The 18,804-nt window shown below is 40.0% G+C and carries 13 protein-coding genes; 10 read left to right on the top strand and 3 right to left on the bottom strand.

Annotated elements, in window-relative coordinates; all coding sequences use genetic code 11:
• Positions 1–202: 202 nt before the first annotated feature.
• From PSH41_RS05620 to PSH41_RS05605, 4 genes are all read left to right on the top strand, one after another.
• Positions 203–1,804 carry a hypothetical protein gene (locus tag PSH41_RS05620; protein ID WP_004586339.1) on the top strand — a complete coding sequence of 534 codons (1,602 nt, stop codon included), beginning with the start codon at positions 203–205 and terminating at the stop codon, positions 1,802–1,804.
• A gap of 95 nt (positions 1,805–1,899) precedes the next feature.
• Positions 1,900–4,617: a TonB-dependent receptor plug domain-containing protein gene (locus PSH41_RS05615; protein ID WP_273588522.1), complete on the top strand. Its 2,718-nt coding sequence runs from the start codon at positions 1,900–1,902 to the stop codon at positions 4,615–4,617.
• A gap of 367 nt (positions 4,618–4,984) precedes the next feature.
• Positions 4,985–6,124, top strand: a complete 1,140-nt coding sequence (asd, locus tag PSH41_RS05610) for an aspartate-semialdehyde dehydrogenase (RefSeq protein ID WP_039972138.1) — start codon at positions 4,985–4,987, stop codon at positions 6,122–6,124.
• A gap of 472 nt (positions 6,125–6,596) precedes the next feature.
• On the top strand, positions 6,597–7,712 hold the full coding sequence (locus tag PSH41_RS05605) for a DUF748 domain-containing protein (RefSeq protein WP_273588523.1): 1,116 nt from the start codon (positions 6,597–6,599) through the stop codon (positions 7,710–7,712).
• A 66-nt stretch (positions 7,713–7,778) separates the two neighbouring features.
• Here PSH41_RS05605 and PSH41_RS05600 read toward each other — a convergent pair whose 3' ends face one another.
• The gene (locus PSH41_RS05600; protein ID WP_004586335.1) at positions 7,779–8,606 is read right to left on the bottom strand and encodes an ion transporter; all 828 of its coding nucleotides are present in this window, start codon (positions 8,604–8,606) and stop codon (positions 7,779–7,781) included.
• Positions 8,607–8,695: 89 nt separating this feature from the next.
• On the opposite strand from PSH41_RS05600, the gene PSH41_RS05595 reads away from it, so the two are divergent.
• The 6 genes from PSH41_RS05595 to PSH41_RS05570 all read left to right on the top strand — a co-directional run bounded on the left by PSH41_RS05595 (position 8,696) and on the right by PSH41_RS05570 (position 17,062).
• Positions 8,696–8,908: a hypothetical protein gene (locus PSH41_RS05595; protein WP_055254185.1), complete on the top strand. Its 213-nt coding sequence runs from the start codon at positions 8,696–8,698 to the stop codon at positions 8,906–8,908.
• A gap of 3 nt (positions 8,909–8,911) precedes the next feature.
• Entirely contained in the window at positions 8,912–9,193 is a 282-nt protein-coding gene (locus PSH41_RS05590; RefSeq protein ID WP_024032385.1) for a hypothetical protein, read from the top strand.
• Positions 9,194–9,252: 59 nt separating this feature from the next.
• Entirely contained in the window at positions 9,253–9,444 is a 192-nt protein-coding gene (locus tag PSH41_RS05585; protein ID WP_004586332.1) for a YwbE family protein, read from the top strand.
• A complete protein-coding gene (locus PSH41_RS05580) occupies positions 9,444–9,959 on the top strand; it encodes a DUF4240 domain-containing protein (RefSeq protein WP_004586331.1) in 516 nt (171 codons plus the stop codon). Before PSH41_RS05585 ends, PSH41_RS05580 begins: the two co-directional genes overlap by 1 nt.
• 190 nt (positions 9,960–10,149) lie before the next feature.
• On the top strand, positions 10,150–16,449 hold the full coding sequence (locus PSH41_RS05575) for a M4 family metallopeptidase (protein WP_273588524.1): 6,300 nt from the start codon (positions 10,150–10,152) through the stop codon (positions 16,447–16,449).
• A gap of 145 nt (positions 16,450–16,594) precedes the next feature.
• Positions 16,595–17,062, top strand: coding sequence for a hypothetical protein (locus tag PSH41_RS05570; RefSeq protein WP_004586329.1), 468 nt, complete (start codon positions 16,595–16,597; stop codon positions 17,060–17,062).
• 1 nt (position 17,063) lies between these two features.
• Here the strand turns inward: PSH41_RS05570 and PSH41_RS05565 are convergent, their stop codons facing one another.
• Both PSH41_RS05565 and PSH41_RS05560 read right to left on the bottom strand, forming a co-directional pair.
• Positions 17,064–18,323, bottom strand: coding sequence for a Y-family DNA polymerase (locus PSH41_RS05565; RefSeq protein WP_264389922.1), 1,260 nt, complete (start codon positions 18,321–18,323; stop codon positions 17,064–17,066).
• Entirely contained in the window at positions 18,311–18,724 is a 414-nt protein-coding gene (locus tag PSH41_RS05560) for a S24 family peptidase (protein WP_004586327.1), read from the bottom strand. Before PSH41_RS05560 ends, PSH41_RS05565 begins: the two co-directional genes overlap by 13 nt.
• Positions 18,725–18,804: the final 80 nt, after the last annotated feature.

The raw sequence follows: 18,804 nt of genomic DNA, 5'->3' as shown, positions 1-18,804 counted from the left end.
ACATTTAAGCTATTGAATTTTAATTAATTACTATTGTCATCTTATGGTTACTAAACTGTAACTGCTTTGTCATATCTCTACAGTATCTTATTTGCATCCGATAACTCAGGTCACCTTAATGCATGAGTATCGTGCCTTAAAGTGACTTAAGTTTTTACTTAATGCACTAACAAAATAATTAAATACTTTAACGGAGTGAACAATGAAATTATCTGATTTATTTAAGGTCAGCCTAGTAGCAACTGCAATGACACTAGCTGGCTGTGGCGGCGATATCGAAATTACACCTACTGTAAACGATAACAGCTCGTCAACAGATAACAGTGTTAATAATTCAAACAATACAACTGGTTCAACAACTGAAGAAGAAGCTGTTTGTGCAAGCTACGAATCAGATGCAGGTACGGTAACAGGCGTAGTAAGTGGCATTGATTGTTTATACAACGACTCGTTTGCAAGCAAAACAATTTCTATCACAAGTAACATTACTTTCGCTGAGCTACCTGATGGCGGTGTTCACGTTTTTGAAGATGCATTACAAATTGGCGAAGATGGCAGCACTGTAGATGGCTTTGAAGTACCAGCAAATGGTCCAACAATGACCGTTGAACCAGGTGCCGTTTTAGCATTTGGCTCAGGTGAAGCAATTGTACGTATTGCACGTGGTGCAAAAATTCAAGCGGTAGGTACTGAAGAAAAGCCGGTTGTATTTACTTCGGCAAACGCGTTTGACCGTTTTGATACAGCAGGCGAAGGCGCACGCTACGCAGATTGGGGCGGTATCATTATTAATGGTAACGGCATTACTGACCAATGTACTGATGCAGAGCGTGACGGTGGTACGTGTAACGTAGCCTCTGAAGGTATAACAAGCTACTTTGGTGGTAACGATAATGCAGACTCTAGCGGTAATATTAAATGGGCTAAAATTTGGTACGCAGGTTCAGGCCCTCGCGTTGGTGGTGAAGGCGATGATTTGAATTCACTAACACTAAATGCAGTTGGCTCTGGTTCTGAGTTTGATTACCTACACATTCACCAAGGTTTTGATGACGGTATTGAAATTTTTGGTGGTGCTACAACGCTTAAACACGTAGCGGTAACAGATACACAAGATGATTCGTTTGACTTTGACGCAGGTTGGCAAGGTAAAGCTCAGTACTTATTTATTCAACACGGTACTGTGACACTAAATGACGGCACTGTTGTTAACATGGGTAACAATGGCTTTGAGTCTGATGGTGTTAAAGGTTCTTCTACCGAGCAAGTGTCTCCATCTAACCCAACGGTTGCCAATGTAACGGTTGTAACTACCGATGGTAACTCGGTACGTGATGACGACCCTTCACAAGCTTACAAGTTTGATGACCAATTTAATTCAAGCATTTACAACACTGTTATCGTTAAGCAAAACGCAACTAACACGCAATGTATTGAGTTCTCAGGCGACGGTGAAGCACAAGCAGATAAAATCTCATTCACAAGCTCTGTAATGGCGTGTTCTGCAAACTTTACTGATACAGATACGTTTGCAAGCGGCCCATTAGAAGGTCAAACAAAAACAGCGTGGTTTGAAAATGATGGTGCTAACCAAATCTTAACTGATGATGTTGCAGTACTTGCAGATAACGGTTTTGCAACGAACACAGCAGCTGCAGAAGTAACGGTTACTGCAACAGACTTAAGCACAAGCGATTCATTTTTTGAAAGCGTAAACTACATTGGTGCGGTATCGGATCAGGATACAGACTCTAGCTGGTATAAATGGGTTGAAGCGGCTGTTACAGCAGCAAATGCTGACTAAATAGCACACCATTATAACCTCTGATTAAAGGCGCCTTGTGGCTTGTTATTTAAGCGTCAGGCGCCTCTTTTGTATAACCTGATTAGGATTATCTCATGTCTAAAAAGCATAGACTCAATCAAATTACTTGGGCAATTGGTTTAGGTTTAGTCGCTCATTCGACTAGCTTAATTGCTGCACAAGCCGATGAACAGTTAACAAACGAACAAGAAATAGAAGAAGTTGTTGCTGTAGGTACGCGTTTACAAGGGAGCGCTGCGGCAGTTGTAGAAGAACGTAAAAACCAAGCCTTTGTTGCCGATATTTTAGGCTCTGAACAATTATCACGCACGGGCGACAGCGACGCAGCATCTGCGCTTCGTCGAGTAACAGGCCTAACGCTTGTTGATGGTAAGTTTATTTACGTTAGGGGCCTTGGTGAGCGTTACTCTAGTGCGCGTTTAAATGGCGCTTACATCCCAAGCCCAGATTTAACCCGTAACGTTATTCCTCTGGATATTTTCCCTGCAAGTATTATTGAAAGTATGGCTGTTCAAAAAGCTTACTCTCCAGACATGCCAGCAGCGTTTGGTGGCGGTAATATAGATATTAGAACTAAAACCGCACCGAGTGAATTTACAGCAGGCATTGAAGTGGGTGCAGGTTACGATACGGCATCAAGTGATGGCTTTACCTACAATCGTAACGAAAATGGCATTCCACGTGAGTTATCACAGGCTATTTCAACATACCGTGGTGATTTTAGTATTGGCAATATTGTTAGTAGTGAAGGATTTGAAGATGGCGATTTAACGCGTGCAGAACAAGCAACCGCTGTTAATAACGCACTTTTAAAGTCGCTTCCTCGCGATTATGAGTTAAAAGAAGAGTCGTTAGACCCGCGTTATAATATTAAAGCCCATTATGGTGATAGTTTTGAAGAGAGCTATTTTGGCGGCAAGGTTGGGTTTTTACTGGCAGGTGCTTACAAAAACGAATGGGATTTTGAAGAACGTTTTAGCTCAGTTATCACCCAAGATTTAGAAAACGAAGAAGGCAATGTTGATTGTACAACGTCGTTAGCGACCAGTGAAGATGTGAGTAACTCGTGTTACAACACAGTCAAAAATTCGCAAGTGACCACTGAAACCGAAAGTTATAACGGTTCATTAAGCTTGTCATACCGTTTAGGTACGCACAGTATTTCTGCTCAACAGCTTTACATTATTGATAATGAAGATGAGTCTGAAATTGCTATTTCGCAAAGCCCTGCGGGGAGTTCTACGTTTAGTATTGCGGGTGATGGGATTGCAAACCGTAATCATGAGTTTAATTACGAAGAACGCCAATTAAACATTACTCAAGTTATGGGCCAACATACCTTTTTAGATTATTTTGGTATTGGTGCCGATTGGCAGTACACCGAAGCTAAAGCAACGACTGATATACCTACCAGTGCCGACTTTGAGTTTCGTGACACTTATAATAGTGATGGCAGCTATGCCGGCTCAACTATTACAGGGGATGATAACCGTGTAATTATGTCATACACCAATATGGAAGAGCGTGTTAAATCGTACGGTGGTAACTTGACGCTGCCGCTTAGCTTTGAGTCTATGGAAGTTGAGTTTAAAGTTGGTTACGATTTTTCTGACAGAGCCCGAATATTTAATACCTCAAGCTTTGCTATAAACAACAGTGGTGGCTCAGGTATTTCAATAAACGACGGTAGCACTGATGCGCTTAATAATAGTGGTTTTTTAACTGACGACTTTATTGATAATAACGCTGTGTTAATTGACTTTAATGAGCCAACAGCCCCTGATGCCGATGATTACATTGCTGCGCAAAAGGTGGATGCAGGTTATGCGTCTTTCGATGTGTTTTATGATCAATGGATAAGAATAAGCGGTGGTATTCGTTATGAAGAATTTAAACAATCTTCTATCGGTACATCGAGCCTTATTTTTGATGAAGACGATTTAAATACCTTTTACGATCCAGATAAAATTCAAGCAGGCTCTGTTATTACCGATGATTGGTATCCGGCACTGTCTGTTACCTATGTAGGTGGCGATGATTACCAGGTGCGCTTAGGTTATGGTGAAACAGTGGTACGCCCTGATTTTCGTGAAGTAGTGCCTGTTACGTATTATGACCCTTTGACCGACATTAGAACGTTTGGTCGTACGGGGATTAAAAGTAGCCCAATTAAAAACTACGACTTACGTTATGAATATTACGGACAAGCCGGTAATTCATTTAGCGTAGCGGCGTTTTATAAAGATATTACTGCGCCAATCGAAACGGTTTTAAACATTGGTGATGAAGATTACTCAGCATCGTTTATAAATGGTGAAACAGCAGAAGTTTATGGTATTGAAGCTGAATGGCTACAAGACTTAACATTTGTAAGTGAAGGCCTATTTACTAGCGGTAATATCACATTAAGTGATTCTGAAGCGTCTATTGACCCAGCACTTGCGGGTACATTAACTAATCCTAAAAAACGTATGACAGGCCACTCTGAATATGTAGTTAATTTACAATTAAACTACGATTCGTTAGATGGCATGCACAGCAGTTCATTAGTTTATAACGTATTTGGTGAGCGAATTTTAGCAGCGGGTGTTGCTAATAGAGATGACGCGTATGAGCAACCATTTCACTCACTCGATTTAGTTTATACTTATTATCCTGATTTTAATTCTAAGATTAAGTTTAAAGTTAAAAACTTACTCGATGAAGATCAAGAGGTAACACAATCAGACATTATAGTGCGCTCAAAAGAGCAAGGTGTAACGTTTGATTTAAGTTACAGCTACGAGTTTTAATTTTCTTCCCAAGGAAGGGGGATATAATAAAACCTAACTACCGATTAGCCCTGTATTTAATACAGGGCTTTTTTATGACTATGAAAAATATTTAAGTTTCGCTTTATTCACTAGTTTTAGGGCGCTTGGGGTGTTAGGTTAGCTTTATACTAATCAACTTAAATAACTAGTCATTCTAGTGTGCTAAATAAAGCGCGAACGGCGTAATAAATTTTTGATGCAGAACAGCTACATATAAAAATTTATGGCTTGTTATCTCGCTATTGATTTGCCGCTATAAATGATTAATAACTTAATATGATTGGTTTTAATAAAAATTAATTCTCACGCAATGAATTTTAATTTTTAATGTATTAAGGCATCTTTTATGAATCAAACAGTGGAAAAAACAATGAAAAAAGTAGGATTGGTCGGTTGGCGTGGCATGGTTGGCTCTGTGTTATTAGAACGTATGCAACAGCAAAGTGATTTTGCACATATCGACACCACCTTTTTCACCACCTCACAAGCTGGGCAACTCGGCCCTGATATTGCTGGCGACGCAAAACCGTTATTAGATGCAAGTGATGTAAATGAACTTGCTAAAATGGATATTATTGTTACCTGTCAAGGTGGTGATTATACCAAAGCGGTTTACCCTAAATTACGCGAATCGGGTTGGGATGGTTACTGGATTGATGCAGCTTCTGCCCTTCGTATGGTTGATGACAGCATTATTGTACTTGACCCTGTAAATAAAGATGTCATTGAACAAGGTTTAGAGCAAGGCGTAAAAACTTTTGTAGGCGGTAACTGTACCGTATCGTTAATGCTACTTGCTTTAGGTGGTTTGTTTGAGCAAGACCTAATTGAGTGGGTAAGCCCAATGACTTACCAAGCGGCCTCTGGTGCCGGCGCTCGTAATATGAAAGAGCTTATAGCACAAATGGGCGCTATTCATTCAAGCGTTGCCGAGCAACTAGATAACCCAAGTTCAGCTATTTTAGAAATTGATAAAATAGTGAGCGAAAAAATGGCTTCAAGCGATTTACCACAAGACCAATTTGGCGTGCCGCTAGCCGGTAGCTTAATTCCTTGGATTGACGTACCAATGCCAAGTGGCCAATCTAAAGAAGAGTGGAAAGCGCAGGTTGAAGCGAACAAAATTTTAGGCTCTTCTAAACAGCCTGTGCCAATTGATGGTTTATGTGTACGTATTGGTGCAATGCGTTGTCATAGCCAAGCGATGACCATTAAATTACGTGAAGACATTAGCGTAGAAAAAATTGAAGAAATTTTAGCTTCGCACAACGAGTGGGTTAAAGTTATCCCAAATGAGCGCGAAATTAGTGCAACTGACTTAACCCCAGTTAAAGTAACAGGTACGTTAAGTATTCCTGTTGGTCGTATTCGTAAATTAGCCATGGGTCCAAAATACATTAGCGCATTTACCGTGGGCGATCAGCTGTTATGGGGCGCTGCAGAGCCACTTCGTCGTATGCTTCGCATCATTGTAGACGGTGAATAATTTCTGCATTTAAAAGTGTATATTAAAAAGGGGTTAGCGTATTGCTAACCCCTTTTTTAGTTAAGCGGCACTGCATACGCTACTTTATTTTTTCCTTCGTGTTTTGCTTTCGTTTTGCTTTCGTTTTGCTATTTACAACGTTTGCTCAATGGTGCTGTAACGCGCTTTATATAAACGCACTGTATATAAAGCGTATAAGTTTGTGCTTCATTAATACCTAGGAAAAACGTAATAAATATTAATATTGCCATCCCCTACGCTCTGTTGGAGCAGTCATAAAATTTATGAGTATATGAAAGGTTCAGTAAGCTTGGTTAACTCGGCTCATTGCATTTTTTGGTATAGCTTTTGCTCGTACTGATCTATTACACCTTTATTCGCTCGGTTTTCGCTGCTTTGTGGGTACTTAATTCACTTATGCAGGTATTTTTTACTTATGCCGAGATGCTAAGCCTTCACATAAGGATAGATAATGGCTTCTACTTTTAAAAATACACGCAAAAAATGGTTTTATGCTTTAGTGGTTATAGCCTTGGGGTTAATTTTACTCAGAGCTTTAGCCCCTTATGCGGTTCAATATTATGTAAATCAGCAGCTTGAACAAACCCAAGGCATAACAGGGCATGTGGGTGATGTTGATTTGTACTTATACCGAGGCGCTTACGCTGTTGATGAGGTAGAAATTTACGCGGTAGATGCCACGCAGGTGCCTAAGCCGTTACTGTCTATTGATACACTTGATTTTTCGCTTGCGTGGTCTGCTTTATTAAACGGTAATTTTGTTACCAACATGGCTTTTACCCGCCCAGAAATTGTTATTTACGATAAAGACCCAACTACCGCTGAACAAAACCATCAGGTGAAAGATGAAACCACCTGGGTAGGCCTTGCTAATGATCTCGTGCCTTTTTCAATTGATACGCTACGTATAGACAATGGTAAAGTAACCTTAGTTAACGCCACCAGCGAAGGAGAGCAGCCTACTTACGTATCAAATATAAACGCTAACATTAACAATATTACCAATGCACAAAACCTCTCTAAAACCTTAGTCACGAGTTTAAAAGTAGAAGGGCAGCTAATGGGCGAAGCTAAGCTATCTTTAAATGGTAAATTAGACCCCTTTAGTGATGAAGCTAATTTTGATTTTAATGTTGAAGTGCAGCGCTTTTCGGTTAAAAATCTCGAAACTGTTTTTAAAGTCTATACCCCATTTGACATTGAAGCCGGCGGAATAGATGGCGCAATGGAATTGGCCGCTAACAATAATAACTTAAATGGATATGTAAAAGCGGGTGTGCACGATTTAAGTGTTTTTTCGTGGCGCGAAGATATAGAAAAAGATGATGACGGTCTATTTACCGCTATTTTTGAAGGCAGTATTGATTTACTCAGCTCGCTATTAGAAAACGATGAGTCAAAGCTGGTGGCTGCTCGGGTGCCCATAGATGGGCAATTAGATAACGCTGATGTATCTACTTTTGAAGCCGTGGTTTCTGTATTAAAAAATGCGTTTTTTGAAGCATTTAAAATGAAGGTTGATAATGTTATTTCGTTTGAAAGCACGCAAGAACAACAAGGTGAGTAACTAAAAGCCCTTTGTATTAACTCAATACAAAGGGCTTTTTAAGTTTTAGCAAGTAAAATAGATCAGCTATTTATTGGAGTTGGTAATATCTGAGGTTTTACTTAATAACGTTTTCAGCTCAGCTATTTGCGCTTGTAGTTCAACCACTTGTCCTTGCGTTGCAGGAAGTGAGTTATTATCCGCTTTTAGCTCACGGGCATTTCGATGCTCCTCGCTCATTACTTCTAAAATGGCACCTACCATCATGTTTAAAAACACAAACGCAGTTAAAAAGATAAACGTGAGGTAGTAAATCCAGCTTAGCTCGTACACCGCCATGGTTTCGTACATAATGTCGGTCCAATCTTCAAAGGTAGCTATCCTAAATAGCGTTAACATTGAAATGGATACATCTTGCCAAAGTACCGGGTTAATATCGGCAAACATCATACTGCCCATGGCTGCGTAAATATAAAAAATAACAAACATAAGCAGTGCTATATAGCCCATTTGCGGAATGGCTTTAAGCAACGAATTTACAAGCAAACGCAGCTCTGGGATCATAGATACTAAACGCAGTACCCTAAATATACGCAGCAATCGGGCCAGTAACATAGTTGATCCTGCAGCTGGGTATAAGCTGCCAAGTACAATAATGGTATCGAATATATTCCAGCCCTTTGAAAAGAAGTCTTTTATTCCTTTACTTGCAATAAAGCGAATAATGAGTTCGATTAAAAAGAAAGCTGTGATCCCTACATCCATCCAATTTAGAATGAATTCTACAGTGGGGTGAAGAGAATATGTATGAGCACCTACGGTGAGGGCAGAAACAACAATGACAGCTATAACAAATGATTGAAATATCTTGCTTTTGTCTATACGCTGAAACAGCTTTTGTAACTGCGACATCATAATTATGGGTCCTATGCAAAGTCAGGTTTTTATGACGCTAATATACAATAATATTGTTGCTTTCGATAACGAAAGTGTAAGGAACTCTAATGTTAATCAGTCAAATAACTAAAAGCGCATTGCTGTTTGTGGGATTTTCGGTACTTGCGGGGTGTAGCTCCGACGCTCGCTTTCACGAAATTCAATCAGCACGTTTAGATGAATGTAATTATAAAGCCGATAAAGAGTATTACGAGTGCCTTGAAAATCAAGATAAAAATTTTGAAGAGTATCAAAAACAGCAAAGCGAACAAACACAATAATTTATGACTAAAACACAAAAATTGCGTGATAAACAAATACGCCAAGCCCTCACCAACGCCTGTGAACAAATAAAAGCGACTCATTATGGTTTTGCTTATTTAACTCACACCATTGATTTAAAAAATGAAGCAAAGTCACTAAAAATAAGCTGCTATTTTGAAGATGATATAGCCTATAACGACACCGAAGCGCATTTTTCTCAGCTAGTCGATATTATTCACGCTGAGCTTAGCAAAATAAGCTTACCGGTAGCGGCTAAGCAAATAGCGTTTTTAGTTGATTAACATTGGTTTGCCTAGCTATGGACGTTATAATTACCAAAATTATTTTTAGGATGTAAAGCATGGCTGTTCCATCGCGTTCGCAAATCACACCAGGTACAACCGTAAATATTGTATTAAAAGAAGATCAACGCAGCGGCACATTAACGCAAGGTGTAGTTGAGCGTTTATTAACTAAATCACCTAATCACCCGCATGGTATTAAAGTACGCCTAGAAGATGGTCAAGTCGGCCGAGTAAAAGAGATTTTATAATGACAGCGTTAACAGAGCAGGAATTTTGGGATTTAGTGACCACGCCTGAGTTAGGGCTCGACCCACAAAGCGTAAGCGACAACTTAAAAGCTAAATTGAGCGAGTTAACCGACGAGCAGCTCATTGCTTTTGATAAATTTTTTGGTATTCACATGCGCAAATGTTTTACCTGGGATTTATTTGGTGCTGCATTTGTTATGGCTGGCTGTAACGACGAATACGGTTTTAGCGAATTTAGGTGCTGGCTCATCTCCCGCGGGGAGACGGTATTTAATAACGCATTAAGCAATGCCGACTCACTAGCACAGTGCTCCCCTGTGTATTATTTAAATGAGCAACCTTATCCTTATATTGATGAATACGACTTAATAGCCGGTTTATTATTTGAAGAGCGTAATGACGACGAATTACCTTTTGTACCCTCAGGCGAGCAACCGGCAGGTAAACGCTTTAAAGACAAACCCAAGTTTTTAAAACAAAGCTACCCGCAATTATTTGCAAAATACTGGCAGTAATACTCAACGTTATTTACATTCAAGATGGTTGCATTTAATGCCACCATCTTGAATTTTCCTTTCACAGTTGTTCACAATCGTACCCATTTATTCACTTTTTTTAAATGACTCTATGTTAATAGTTATGTTACATTAATGTGTTTTTAAATGAACAAACACTGAATATAACAATATACGACATAGGAATGTTATGTATAAAACACTCTCATCAGGATTGATAGCGTTTTGCTTTTTAAATTCGCTAAGTGCACACGCGGCGGTTTCGCAACGAGTAAACAAATCATCTTTATCAGAAGTTAACTTACTTTTAAATCAAAGCGTAGGTTTAACTAATCAGGCATCCACCCATTCTTACTTTATTGAGTTAGATACGCCTCAAGCCTTAAATGCAAAACAAACTCGGTCATCAGCTAAAAAGATGCAGCAGTTTTTCGCAGGCGTGCCTATTTGGGGGCAGCAAATACGAGTGCAATCTAGCAATCAACACATAAGTGGTTTTTTTGCTAAAAATATCGATGCTGTATCTTTAAATAAAACGGCTAATAATCAGTTTGATGAATTTTCTGCGGTTAAATCTATTTTAGTAAACGCTAAACTTGATGAATCTACAGCTTATCAAGTATTAAACAACCAACGTTATGTTTATATTGATAACGGAGTCGCACATTTTGCTCGCTTAATTGAATTAAATGTATTTGAAAATGGCGTTGAAAAAAAGCCAATAGGTTTAGTAAGCGAAGCTGATTACAGTGTATTTAAACAGTGGAATAATATTAAAAGTGCCCAGGGTACAGGCCCTGGCGGTAATACAAAAATAGGGCAGTATGAATACGGCACTGACGTTGAAGCACTGGATGTGACGCAGCGTGGTGAGATGTGTTTTTTAGAAAACGAGAAAGTTAAAACTGTCACCATGGAGTCGGGTTTTGAGCCAAGTGAAGCTTACTCTTTTGCCTGTGATAGGAATACCTACAAAGAAGTAAATGGAGCTTACTCCCCACTAAATGATGCCCATGCATTTGGTACTGCGGTATTTGATATGTATCAACAGTGGTACAACACGGCTCCGCTTACTTTTCAATTGTTGATGCGTGTTCACAGTGGTGATAACTGGGAAAATGCAACGTGGAATGGTCAGGCTATGACCTTTGGCGATGGCGCTGATAGGTTTTACCCGTTGGTTTCACTTGATATCGTATCTCATGAGGTAAGCCATGGTTTTACTAGTCAAAACTCTAATTTAATTTATGCAGAACAATCTGGTGGTATAAACGAATCTTTCTCTGATATGGCGGGTGAAACAGCCGAGTATTTTTTACGCGCAGAGACTGATTGGCTATCTGGCGCTGATATTTCAAAAACTAGCCCCGCACTTCGTTATTTTGAAACGCCATCACTAGATGGGCTTTCGATTGACCACGCAAGTGAATATTACTCAGGTATGGATGTTCACTTTAGCAGTGGTGTTTTTAATCGTGCTTTCTTCCTACTTTCGAACACTGATGATTGGGACCCTAAAAAAGCGTTCGAGATAATGCTTTTTGCAAATCAAAACTATTGGGTTAACTCTAGTGATTTTATTGATGGAGCCTGTGGTGCTATAAATTCTGCTATTGATTTAAGGTATGAAGCTAACGATGTCATTGCAGCATTTAATGAAGTAGGCGTTACTTGCGATAACATTCAGTTTATAGATGCCGATGCCGATTTAATGGATGATAACTGGGAGCTGTTTTACGGATTAGATCCTAGTAATGCTGATGACGCTGGACTTGATTTAGACCAAGATGGTTTAACAAACCTTGAAGAATACTTAGCGAATACTTTCCCTAATGCAACGGATACCGACTCAGATGATCTATCAGATTATGATGAAGTTAATGTATACCTTACGGAACCTAACAATGCAGACTCTGACTTTGACCGCATGCCTGATGGCTGGGAAGTTTCGTTTTCATTAAACCCATTAAATGCAGATGATGCTCAACTTGATTTAGACTCAGACACCTGGAGTAATGTAATCGAGTTTTTTGGTAACAGTGACCCTTCAGACGCAAGCTCTGAGCCGGTCGTTTTTCCTGAAACAAACTTTGACTTCGATGATGCAGCTGTTCCAGATTTGCTTATTTCGTCAAATTTACAAACGCCTTGGGTAACAACTCAAATTAATGAAGATTCTGGCTTTGTGTTGACTAATAACGACATTACAGACAACCAATCAACCAGTGTTGAGTTTAGCTTTTTAAATAGCGAGCAAGGCTATGTAAACTTTAACTACGCATTAGACACAGAAGTTGGTTATGACTATTTTACTGTTTATATTAATGGTTCAGTTGTTTTAGATGAGTCAGGCATAAGCCAGTGGAAAGCGGCGTCTTTCCAAGTTCCTGCTGGGCTAAATACTGTTAAGTTTACTTATTCTAAAGATATGTCCGTTTCTACTCCTGCAGATGCTGTATATATAGATAATTTATATATAGGGCCTAATTTTCCTGATGCTGATAATGACGGTATGTCTGATTCTTGGGAATTACAGCATGGTCTTGATATAAATAATAGTGAAGATGCATCACTTGATGCTGACGCGGATGGCTTATCTAACCTTTTAGAGTTTTTAAACGCGGGTTTACCAAATAACCCTGATACAGATGGCGATACTATCCCTGATGGCTGGGAGTACAATAATAGTTTAGATTTAACCAGTTCGTCTGATGCAGCAGAAGATGCAGATAATGATGGGTTTTCAAATCTAACCGAGTATTTAGCAAACACTGATCCGCAGTCAGATACTTCTTTCCCTGTTGCTTTAAACCTCACTACCTCCTTTGAAGGCTCTGCACTACCTAGTTGGATGGTTGAAGCCGAAGGTTCTAGTGCTCCTTGGTTTATTACGAATGATTTTGCGACCGACGGTATACAAAGTATTCGCTCAGGCGTTATTAGTCACTCACAGTTTAGTAGCTTCACCGTAACAGGTTTATTTGAAGAGGGTGTATTAGCATTCGATTATAAAATTGAATCAGAGTCTTGCTGCGATTTTTTAAGTATTACTATTGATGGACAACCCGTTTTTGAGCGTAATGACCGAGGTAATTCAAATACCACAGAAGCAACGTCTATTGTGCTTAACCTAAGCGAAGGGCTTCATAATATTGAATTTAAATATTATAAAGACGGTTCTGTCTCATTCGGTGCCGATACTGTATGGCTTGATAACTTTGCTTTATTTTCTCCAACTGATTTAACAGATACTGATAACGATCAACTGCCAGATTACTGGGAATTAGTTAATGGATTAAATCGCCTTGATGCAAGTGATGCTGCATCTGATGCTGATACTGACGGTCTTTCAGCCCTAGAAGAATTTAACCTAGGAACAAATCCAACCTCAGCAGATACAGATGGTGATGAACTAAGTGATGGCTATGAGGTAAGTAATGATCTTTTACCTTTAGATGCTGCAGATGCTAATTTAGATTACGATGAAGATGGTTATACAAATATTCAGGAGTTTTACTCTCAGAGTCTAGCTAACGATGCTTCATCATTAGTGCAATCTTTCACGCAATTAAATGAAAGCTTTGAAGATGGCCTTCTTCCGACTAAGTTTACCGAACTTGCTGTTAACTCTTGGGGTTGGCAAGCTAATACAAGTTGGTCTACTTTGGGCGATGCAAGCCTTAGCTTAGCATTAACGCCTACTAGCAAGGTTGGGGGGTTTGCCATTGCGGGGTTATTTGAAGCCGGTTTTATTAACTTAGACTATTTGGTTTATGACTCTCCAGCGCTGCAAATAAGCTTAAATGGTAGCCCTATAGATGTAAATCGTGGTAGCCAGTCTCGTTTATTGTTACCGGTAGATGATGGTTTTAACATTATTAAAGTTAAATATGAGGACTTATACCTTCAGCAGCAACCGTTATCAGTTGATAACATTACCTGGTCTGCAGATATAGACCTCACCAGCGACTATGATTCGGACGGTATTCCTGATTTTTGGGAAGTTGAATATGGGCTAAATGCTTTAGAACCCTACGACGCTAATTATGACGCCGACTATGATGGTTTGACTAATTTACAAGAGTATCAACTTTCGGGTAATCCGCTTAGCTCAGATTCAGATGGTGATGGTGTTCAAGACAGTGAAGATAGCCACCCAGATGATGCAAGCCGCGGTGAAAATAGTCCGCCTGAGTTTATATCGAGTCTTGAGCCGATTACGCTTGAAGCGACTTCACAAAATACTAATTTCACCCGTCTATATACTCCAGAGGCAAGGGATAACGGCCATTTAGAGCCTCAAGTATACACAAGCTCAGGGTCTTACTTGCCCCTTGGCGAGCACCAGATTACATGGATTGCACGAGATAATGTTGGTAACGAAACATCGGCTATACAAACAGTTACACTTGTTGATACAACTGCCCCGATTATCCAACCGTATACTTTTAGTGTTTATGGCAGCACGATCACGGCTATAAAAAATGCACTTTTAGATAGTCGTGTTATTTACGATAGTGTTTCAGCTATAACGCTTCTGGAAATTGATGATAGCTTTGTATTTAGAACGGGCGATGTATCTATTCCTGTATCTGCTGTTGATGAAGCTGGAAATCATGTATCAGGCGACGTAAGGGCTATGATTTTCCCTGAAATTAGTATTCAGCCTACTACGTATGTGTATCAAAATGGTAATGTGCTTGTAGATGTTTTTATTAGCGGCGCTAACCCATATGGTTACTCTAGCTTTCATTTACAAGCTAATAATAGCACCCAGTATTTTACTACTAATCAGTATGGACCTATTAAGCTTGAGTTAGCGCGAGAATTTGTAGGTAGCGCAGCAAGTATTAGTGTCCTATCTAATGGTAATGCGTTTATAGACAAAAATGATAACAGCCAGCTAGTGTACTTAAGTGAAGCGGCACAGGCGCAGTTTATTACTGATTTTTATCAAAATGGTAAAGCAGTTAATAAAACTATTCAGCGTTCTTTACCTGACTTTAATGCCACCATTAAGTTAGTAAATTTACCGAGTACAGGTAGTGATGTATCCCTTGAGCTTATTGGCCCCGCAGGTGTTGATTTTTACATTTATAAAACAGCTGATTCACAGTGGGATGTTTCATTTAGCGCAAATCTTTCTGAGCAAACCAATAATATAGATTTAACTTTACGTGTAAAACAAGGTGATGAACTACTAGCAACTAAGCAAACTAGTTTACGTATTGTTGATAGCGTTATATTTGATGACCCTGAGCTAGATACTGATGGCGACGGTATACCTGATATTGAGGAAGGGGTAGGTGATAGTGATAAAGATGGTATTGCTGATTACCTAGATAGCACTTCTACTACTAATACAGCTATCTTAGCTTCAGGTGATAGTGCTCACAGTATTGATGAGTTTAATCACTTAGCTGTAGGTAGCATTAAAGAGGCTCTAGCAGCGGGTTATATTGCTGATATGTCTATTTCTGAACAAGCGCTTAGCACTTATTTCTCAGATTTAGATATAATAGAACCTCACTTCCAAGCTAAAAGTGATGTAATTAACCTTCGTGTTACGTTATCTAATTCATCAAGCACCGCAGAAATTGCACTACCTGAGTATGTAAATGCAATTTTAAGCTCAGACATGCAAGTAAGAGTACTAACCGCTGCAGGTTGGCAGTCGGCCACTGTATTATCGGGTAATGTATATGAGCAAGTGTGTTCACGCTGCTTTAGCTTTGCAATCGCAGATGGTAGCGCATTCGACCTTGATGGAGAGGTTAATGGGGTTATTGAAGTTGTGGCAAAACTAGCGCAGGAGAGTCTAAATCAGGCGCCAGTATTAGATGTAGATATGCCGGCCACAATAGAAGAGCTTGCTACTATTGAGCTTGATGCTTCTGGCTCTACTGACCCTGATGGAGATACGTTATCTTACGAATGGCGTGTTGAACACTCTCAGTTATCTATTACAGCTGAGGATACTCAAGGTAAAGCGGTACTTACCGTGGGTGAGCTTGAGCAAACGGTTGATGCGGATATTACGTTAGTGGTATCAGATGGCTATGAGCAATTTACGCAAGTATACACCGTTAGCTTTTTACATGTTAATCAGCTTCCAAGTGTAGAATTAAGTACATCTGCGGTTTCGGTTAAAGAAGGTCAGGAAGTTTCAGTGACAGCGTCTGCAACTGATAAAGAATCCTCAGAGCTTTCTTTTAAGTGGGTTCAAACAATGGGTGTAGAAGTGGCGCTAAGCGATGTTGACTCCAGCACACTTAAGTTTACAGCGCCGAGTGTGTCGCAAACTACAGAGCTGGGCTTCAAGCTTATTGTATCTGATGGTGAAGGTGAGACTGAGCAAAGTTTAGCTGTGACTGTCACTAATGCATCTGACACAAGTAGTGAAAAGGGCAGTGGCGGTGGTTCATTAGCCTTCATGTTGTTGCTTTTAGCATTTTCTGTTGTGTACACAAGAGCGCAGTGCTTTAAGTAACACTTACTAATAAATATATTCTTATATTGATAAAAGCCCCTTGATGTATTCAAGGGGCTTTTTCTTTTATGAACCAAATGTATTTTAAGTAAGTATAGAGTTGAGTGTGTTATGCTATTTTTATTAGTAATGAGTTGGAATTTTAATGAGTTATCGTAAAATTTTATTATGTATGAGCTGTTTATTTCTAAGTAATGTACTTTTTGCTAAAACTGTTACGCCGAGTAATAAAAGCCGTTTTATACCGTTATTAAAAACAATGCTTGGCGATTACCAGGTGGTAACTGCTAACTCCCCACTGTGTGTGGATAGTCAGTTGAGTTTAATTAACCCAGTTTACCCAGACGCGGGTTTTAAATTAGGCGAGCATATTGCGTTTGAAAGTTTACACAACGGCACCCGTACAACTAAAAAGCCAAATTTTTGTTTTGTAACTAGCTCGTATAAATACAAAAGTGATGGTGTTGATAACAGCTTAAAAATGAGCCGCTGTATTGACCCCAATAATGAAAAAACCATCAGACAAAGCATTAAGTTTACCAGTGTTACAACGCTCAAATATACGCAGAATACCCCCGCAGTAGAGTGCACATTTGCAAGGCAAGTTGATTAACTTACTTGCAATGAATTTGCGGTATATCGTGCCAGCGCGTTGTGTATTGGGGCGATAAGTAATCTCTGTTCATATGCCAGCCTTGATTTAGTTTGCTGCTGGCTAGGGTGAGTATGCCTTTTCCGTAGCGGTTGTTTATTGTATCAAGACACTGCATTAATTTAGGGTTATCAGCACTTTGGCTAAATAAATCAGTTTGCTGATACTGCACCGAGGTAAGCTCTAAAGCGCCTACACCACATTTATAAAACCGTACACTTGGTTGGTAAATATGAGTAAATACTTCTGATACAGCATTGGCCATTACGCAGGTATCGTTAGTGGGAGTGGCAAATTTATATATAAACGACTTTTTACAATAGCGGTCTTCGTGTTTGCCAGTGGCGGCAAATATATAAAGCTGTTTTGCTAATGAGCGCTGCCCTCGTAGTTTACTGGCAACCGTGGTTACGTGGTTAATAAGGGCGGTTTTAAGTGCAGTAGGCTCACTGATCCGCTCACCAAAGCTGCGAGTAGAATATATTTCTCGCTTATCTTGGCGTACATCGTCCCATGTTAAGCACGCTACACCATTTAGCTCACTTACGGTACGCTCTACCACCACACTAAATGCGCGGCGCATGGTTTTAGGGTTTTGCTGTGCCAGATCCCACGCGGTATGTATGTTCATTATATTAAGCTTTTTAGCTAGGCGCTTACCTATGCCCCATACATCGGCGCAGCTCATTCTTTGTAAAATTGCTTGGCGGCTTTGCTCGTTATTTATAACGGCCACCCCATCAAACCCGCTTAGCTTTTTAGCTGCATGGTTAGCGGCTTTTGCCAAAGTAGGGGTTGGGCCAAAACCAACACCCACAGGGAGTTTAGTTTCGCGCCAAACGGTGCGCCTTATTGTATGCCCGTACTCGTGCCAGTTTTGTATAAGGGGTGTGTAGCCATTAAAGTGCAAAAACGACTCATCAATACTGTATATGTATTGTGTGTCGCAAAAGCGGCCAATTACGTTCATCATTTTGGCGCTTAAATCGGCGTACAACTCATAGTTACTCGAACGTACAACCACCTTGTGTTGCTCAAGCAGGTGCTTAACTTTAAAGTAAGGGCCAAACTTAGGAATGTTTAAGCGCCGAGCTATCGGGCATACCGCACATACGCAGCCATCGTTATTAGTTAAAACCACCACAGGTTTAGAGCGAATAGCGGGGTCGAACACTTTTTCGGCACTGGCATAAAATGCAACGGCATCGACTAAGGCGTACATTTTAATAGCTCAGGGCTTGGGCGGTGCATTCTAATTGATAGTGTAACCACTCCCTCTAACTGAAACTCATCAGCTGAGGTTAGTTGTACCGGCTTATGTAAAGGCGATGCAGAGAGTAACCGCGCATTGGTTTTATCTAATAGCTTACACACAAATAAGCCATTTAAGTTAGCAACAATAACATCGCCGTTATCGGCTTGCTCAGCACGGTCTACAAGCAGTAAGTCGCCCTCAAAAATCCCCACCTCTTGCATGGAATTACCCGAGGCAATACCAATAAAGGTGGCGTCGGGGTGCTTTATTAATAGCTCATCAAGAGAAACACCGAGCTCGGCGTATTGCGCCGCGGGCGATTCAAACCCACACACACCGGCTTCTATATAAACGGGAATAACAAACATAACACAACCTAAAACGCATACACTGTATAAGTGTACAGTATATGCGTTTTGTGTAAGTTATGCCAAGAAATGAAAGACAG

The organism is Pseudoalteromonas sp. CST2 (assembly GCF_028599385.1).
GTDB classification, from domain to species: Bacteria; Pseudomonadota; Gammaproteobacteria; order Enterobacterales; family Alteromonadaceae; genus Pseudoalteromonas; species Pseudoalteromonas atlantica.
This window is presented reverse-complemented; position numbering and strand designations above follow the sequence as displayed.

Coding starts and splice junctions, on each gene's coding strand:
- PSH41_RS05605 (WP_273588523.1), top strand. CDS start 6,597: ATGGCTTCTACTTTTAAAAATACACGCAAAAAATGGTTTTATGCTTTA.
- PSH41_RS05620 (WP_004586339.1), top strand. CDS start 203: ATGAAATTATCTGATTTATTTAAGGTCAGCCTAGTAGCAACTGCAATG.
- PSH41_RS05580 (WP_004586331.1), top strand. CDS start 9,444: ATGACAGCGTTAACAGAGCAGGAATTTTGGGATTTAGTGACCACGCCT.
- PSH41_RS05585 (WP_004586332.1), top strand. CDS start 9,253: ATGGCTGTTCCATCGCGTTCGCAAATCACACCAGGTACAACCGTAAAT.
- PSH41_RS05590 (WP_024032385.1), top strand. CDS start 8,912: ATGACTAAAACACAAAAATTGCGTGATAAACAAATACGCCAAGCCCTC.
- PSH41_RS05615 (WP_273588522.1), top strand. CDS start 1,900: ATGTCTAAAAAGCATAGACTCAATCAAATTACTTGGGCAATTGGTTTA.
- asd (WP_039972138.1), top strand. CDS start 4,985: ATGAATCAAACAGTGGAAAAAACAATGAAAAAAGTAGGATTGGTCGGT.
- PSH41_RS05565 (WP_264389922.1), bottom strand. CDS start 18,323: ATGTACGCCTTAGTCGATGCCGTTGCATTTTATGCCAGTGCCGAAAAA.
- PSH41_RS05570 (WP_004586329.1), top strand. CDS start 16,595: ATGAGTTATCGTAAAATTTTATTATGTATGAGCTGTTTATTTCTAAGT.
- PSH41_RS05595 (WP_055254185.1), top strand. CDS start 8,696: ATGTTAATCAGTCAAATAACTAAAAGCGCATTGCTGTTTGTGGGATTT.
- PSH41_RS05560 (WP_004586327.1), bottom strand. CDS start 18,724: ATGTTTGTTATTCCCGTTTATATAGAAGCCGGTGTGTGTGGGTTTGAA.
- PSH41_RS05600 (WP_004586335.1), bottom strand. CDS start 8,606: ATGATGTCGCAGTTACAAAAGCTGTTTCAGCGTATAGACAAAAGCAAG.
- PSH41_RS05575 (WP_273588524.1), top strand. CDS start 10,150: ATGTATAAAACACTCTCATCAGGATTGATAGCGTTTTGCTTTTTAAAT.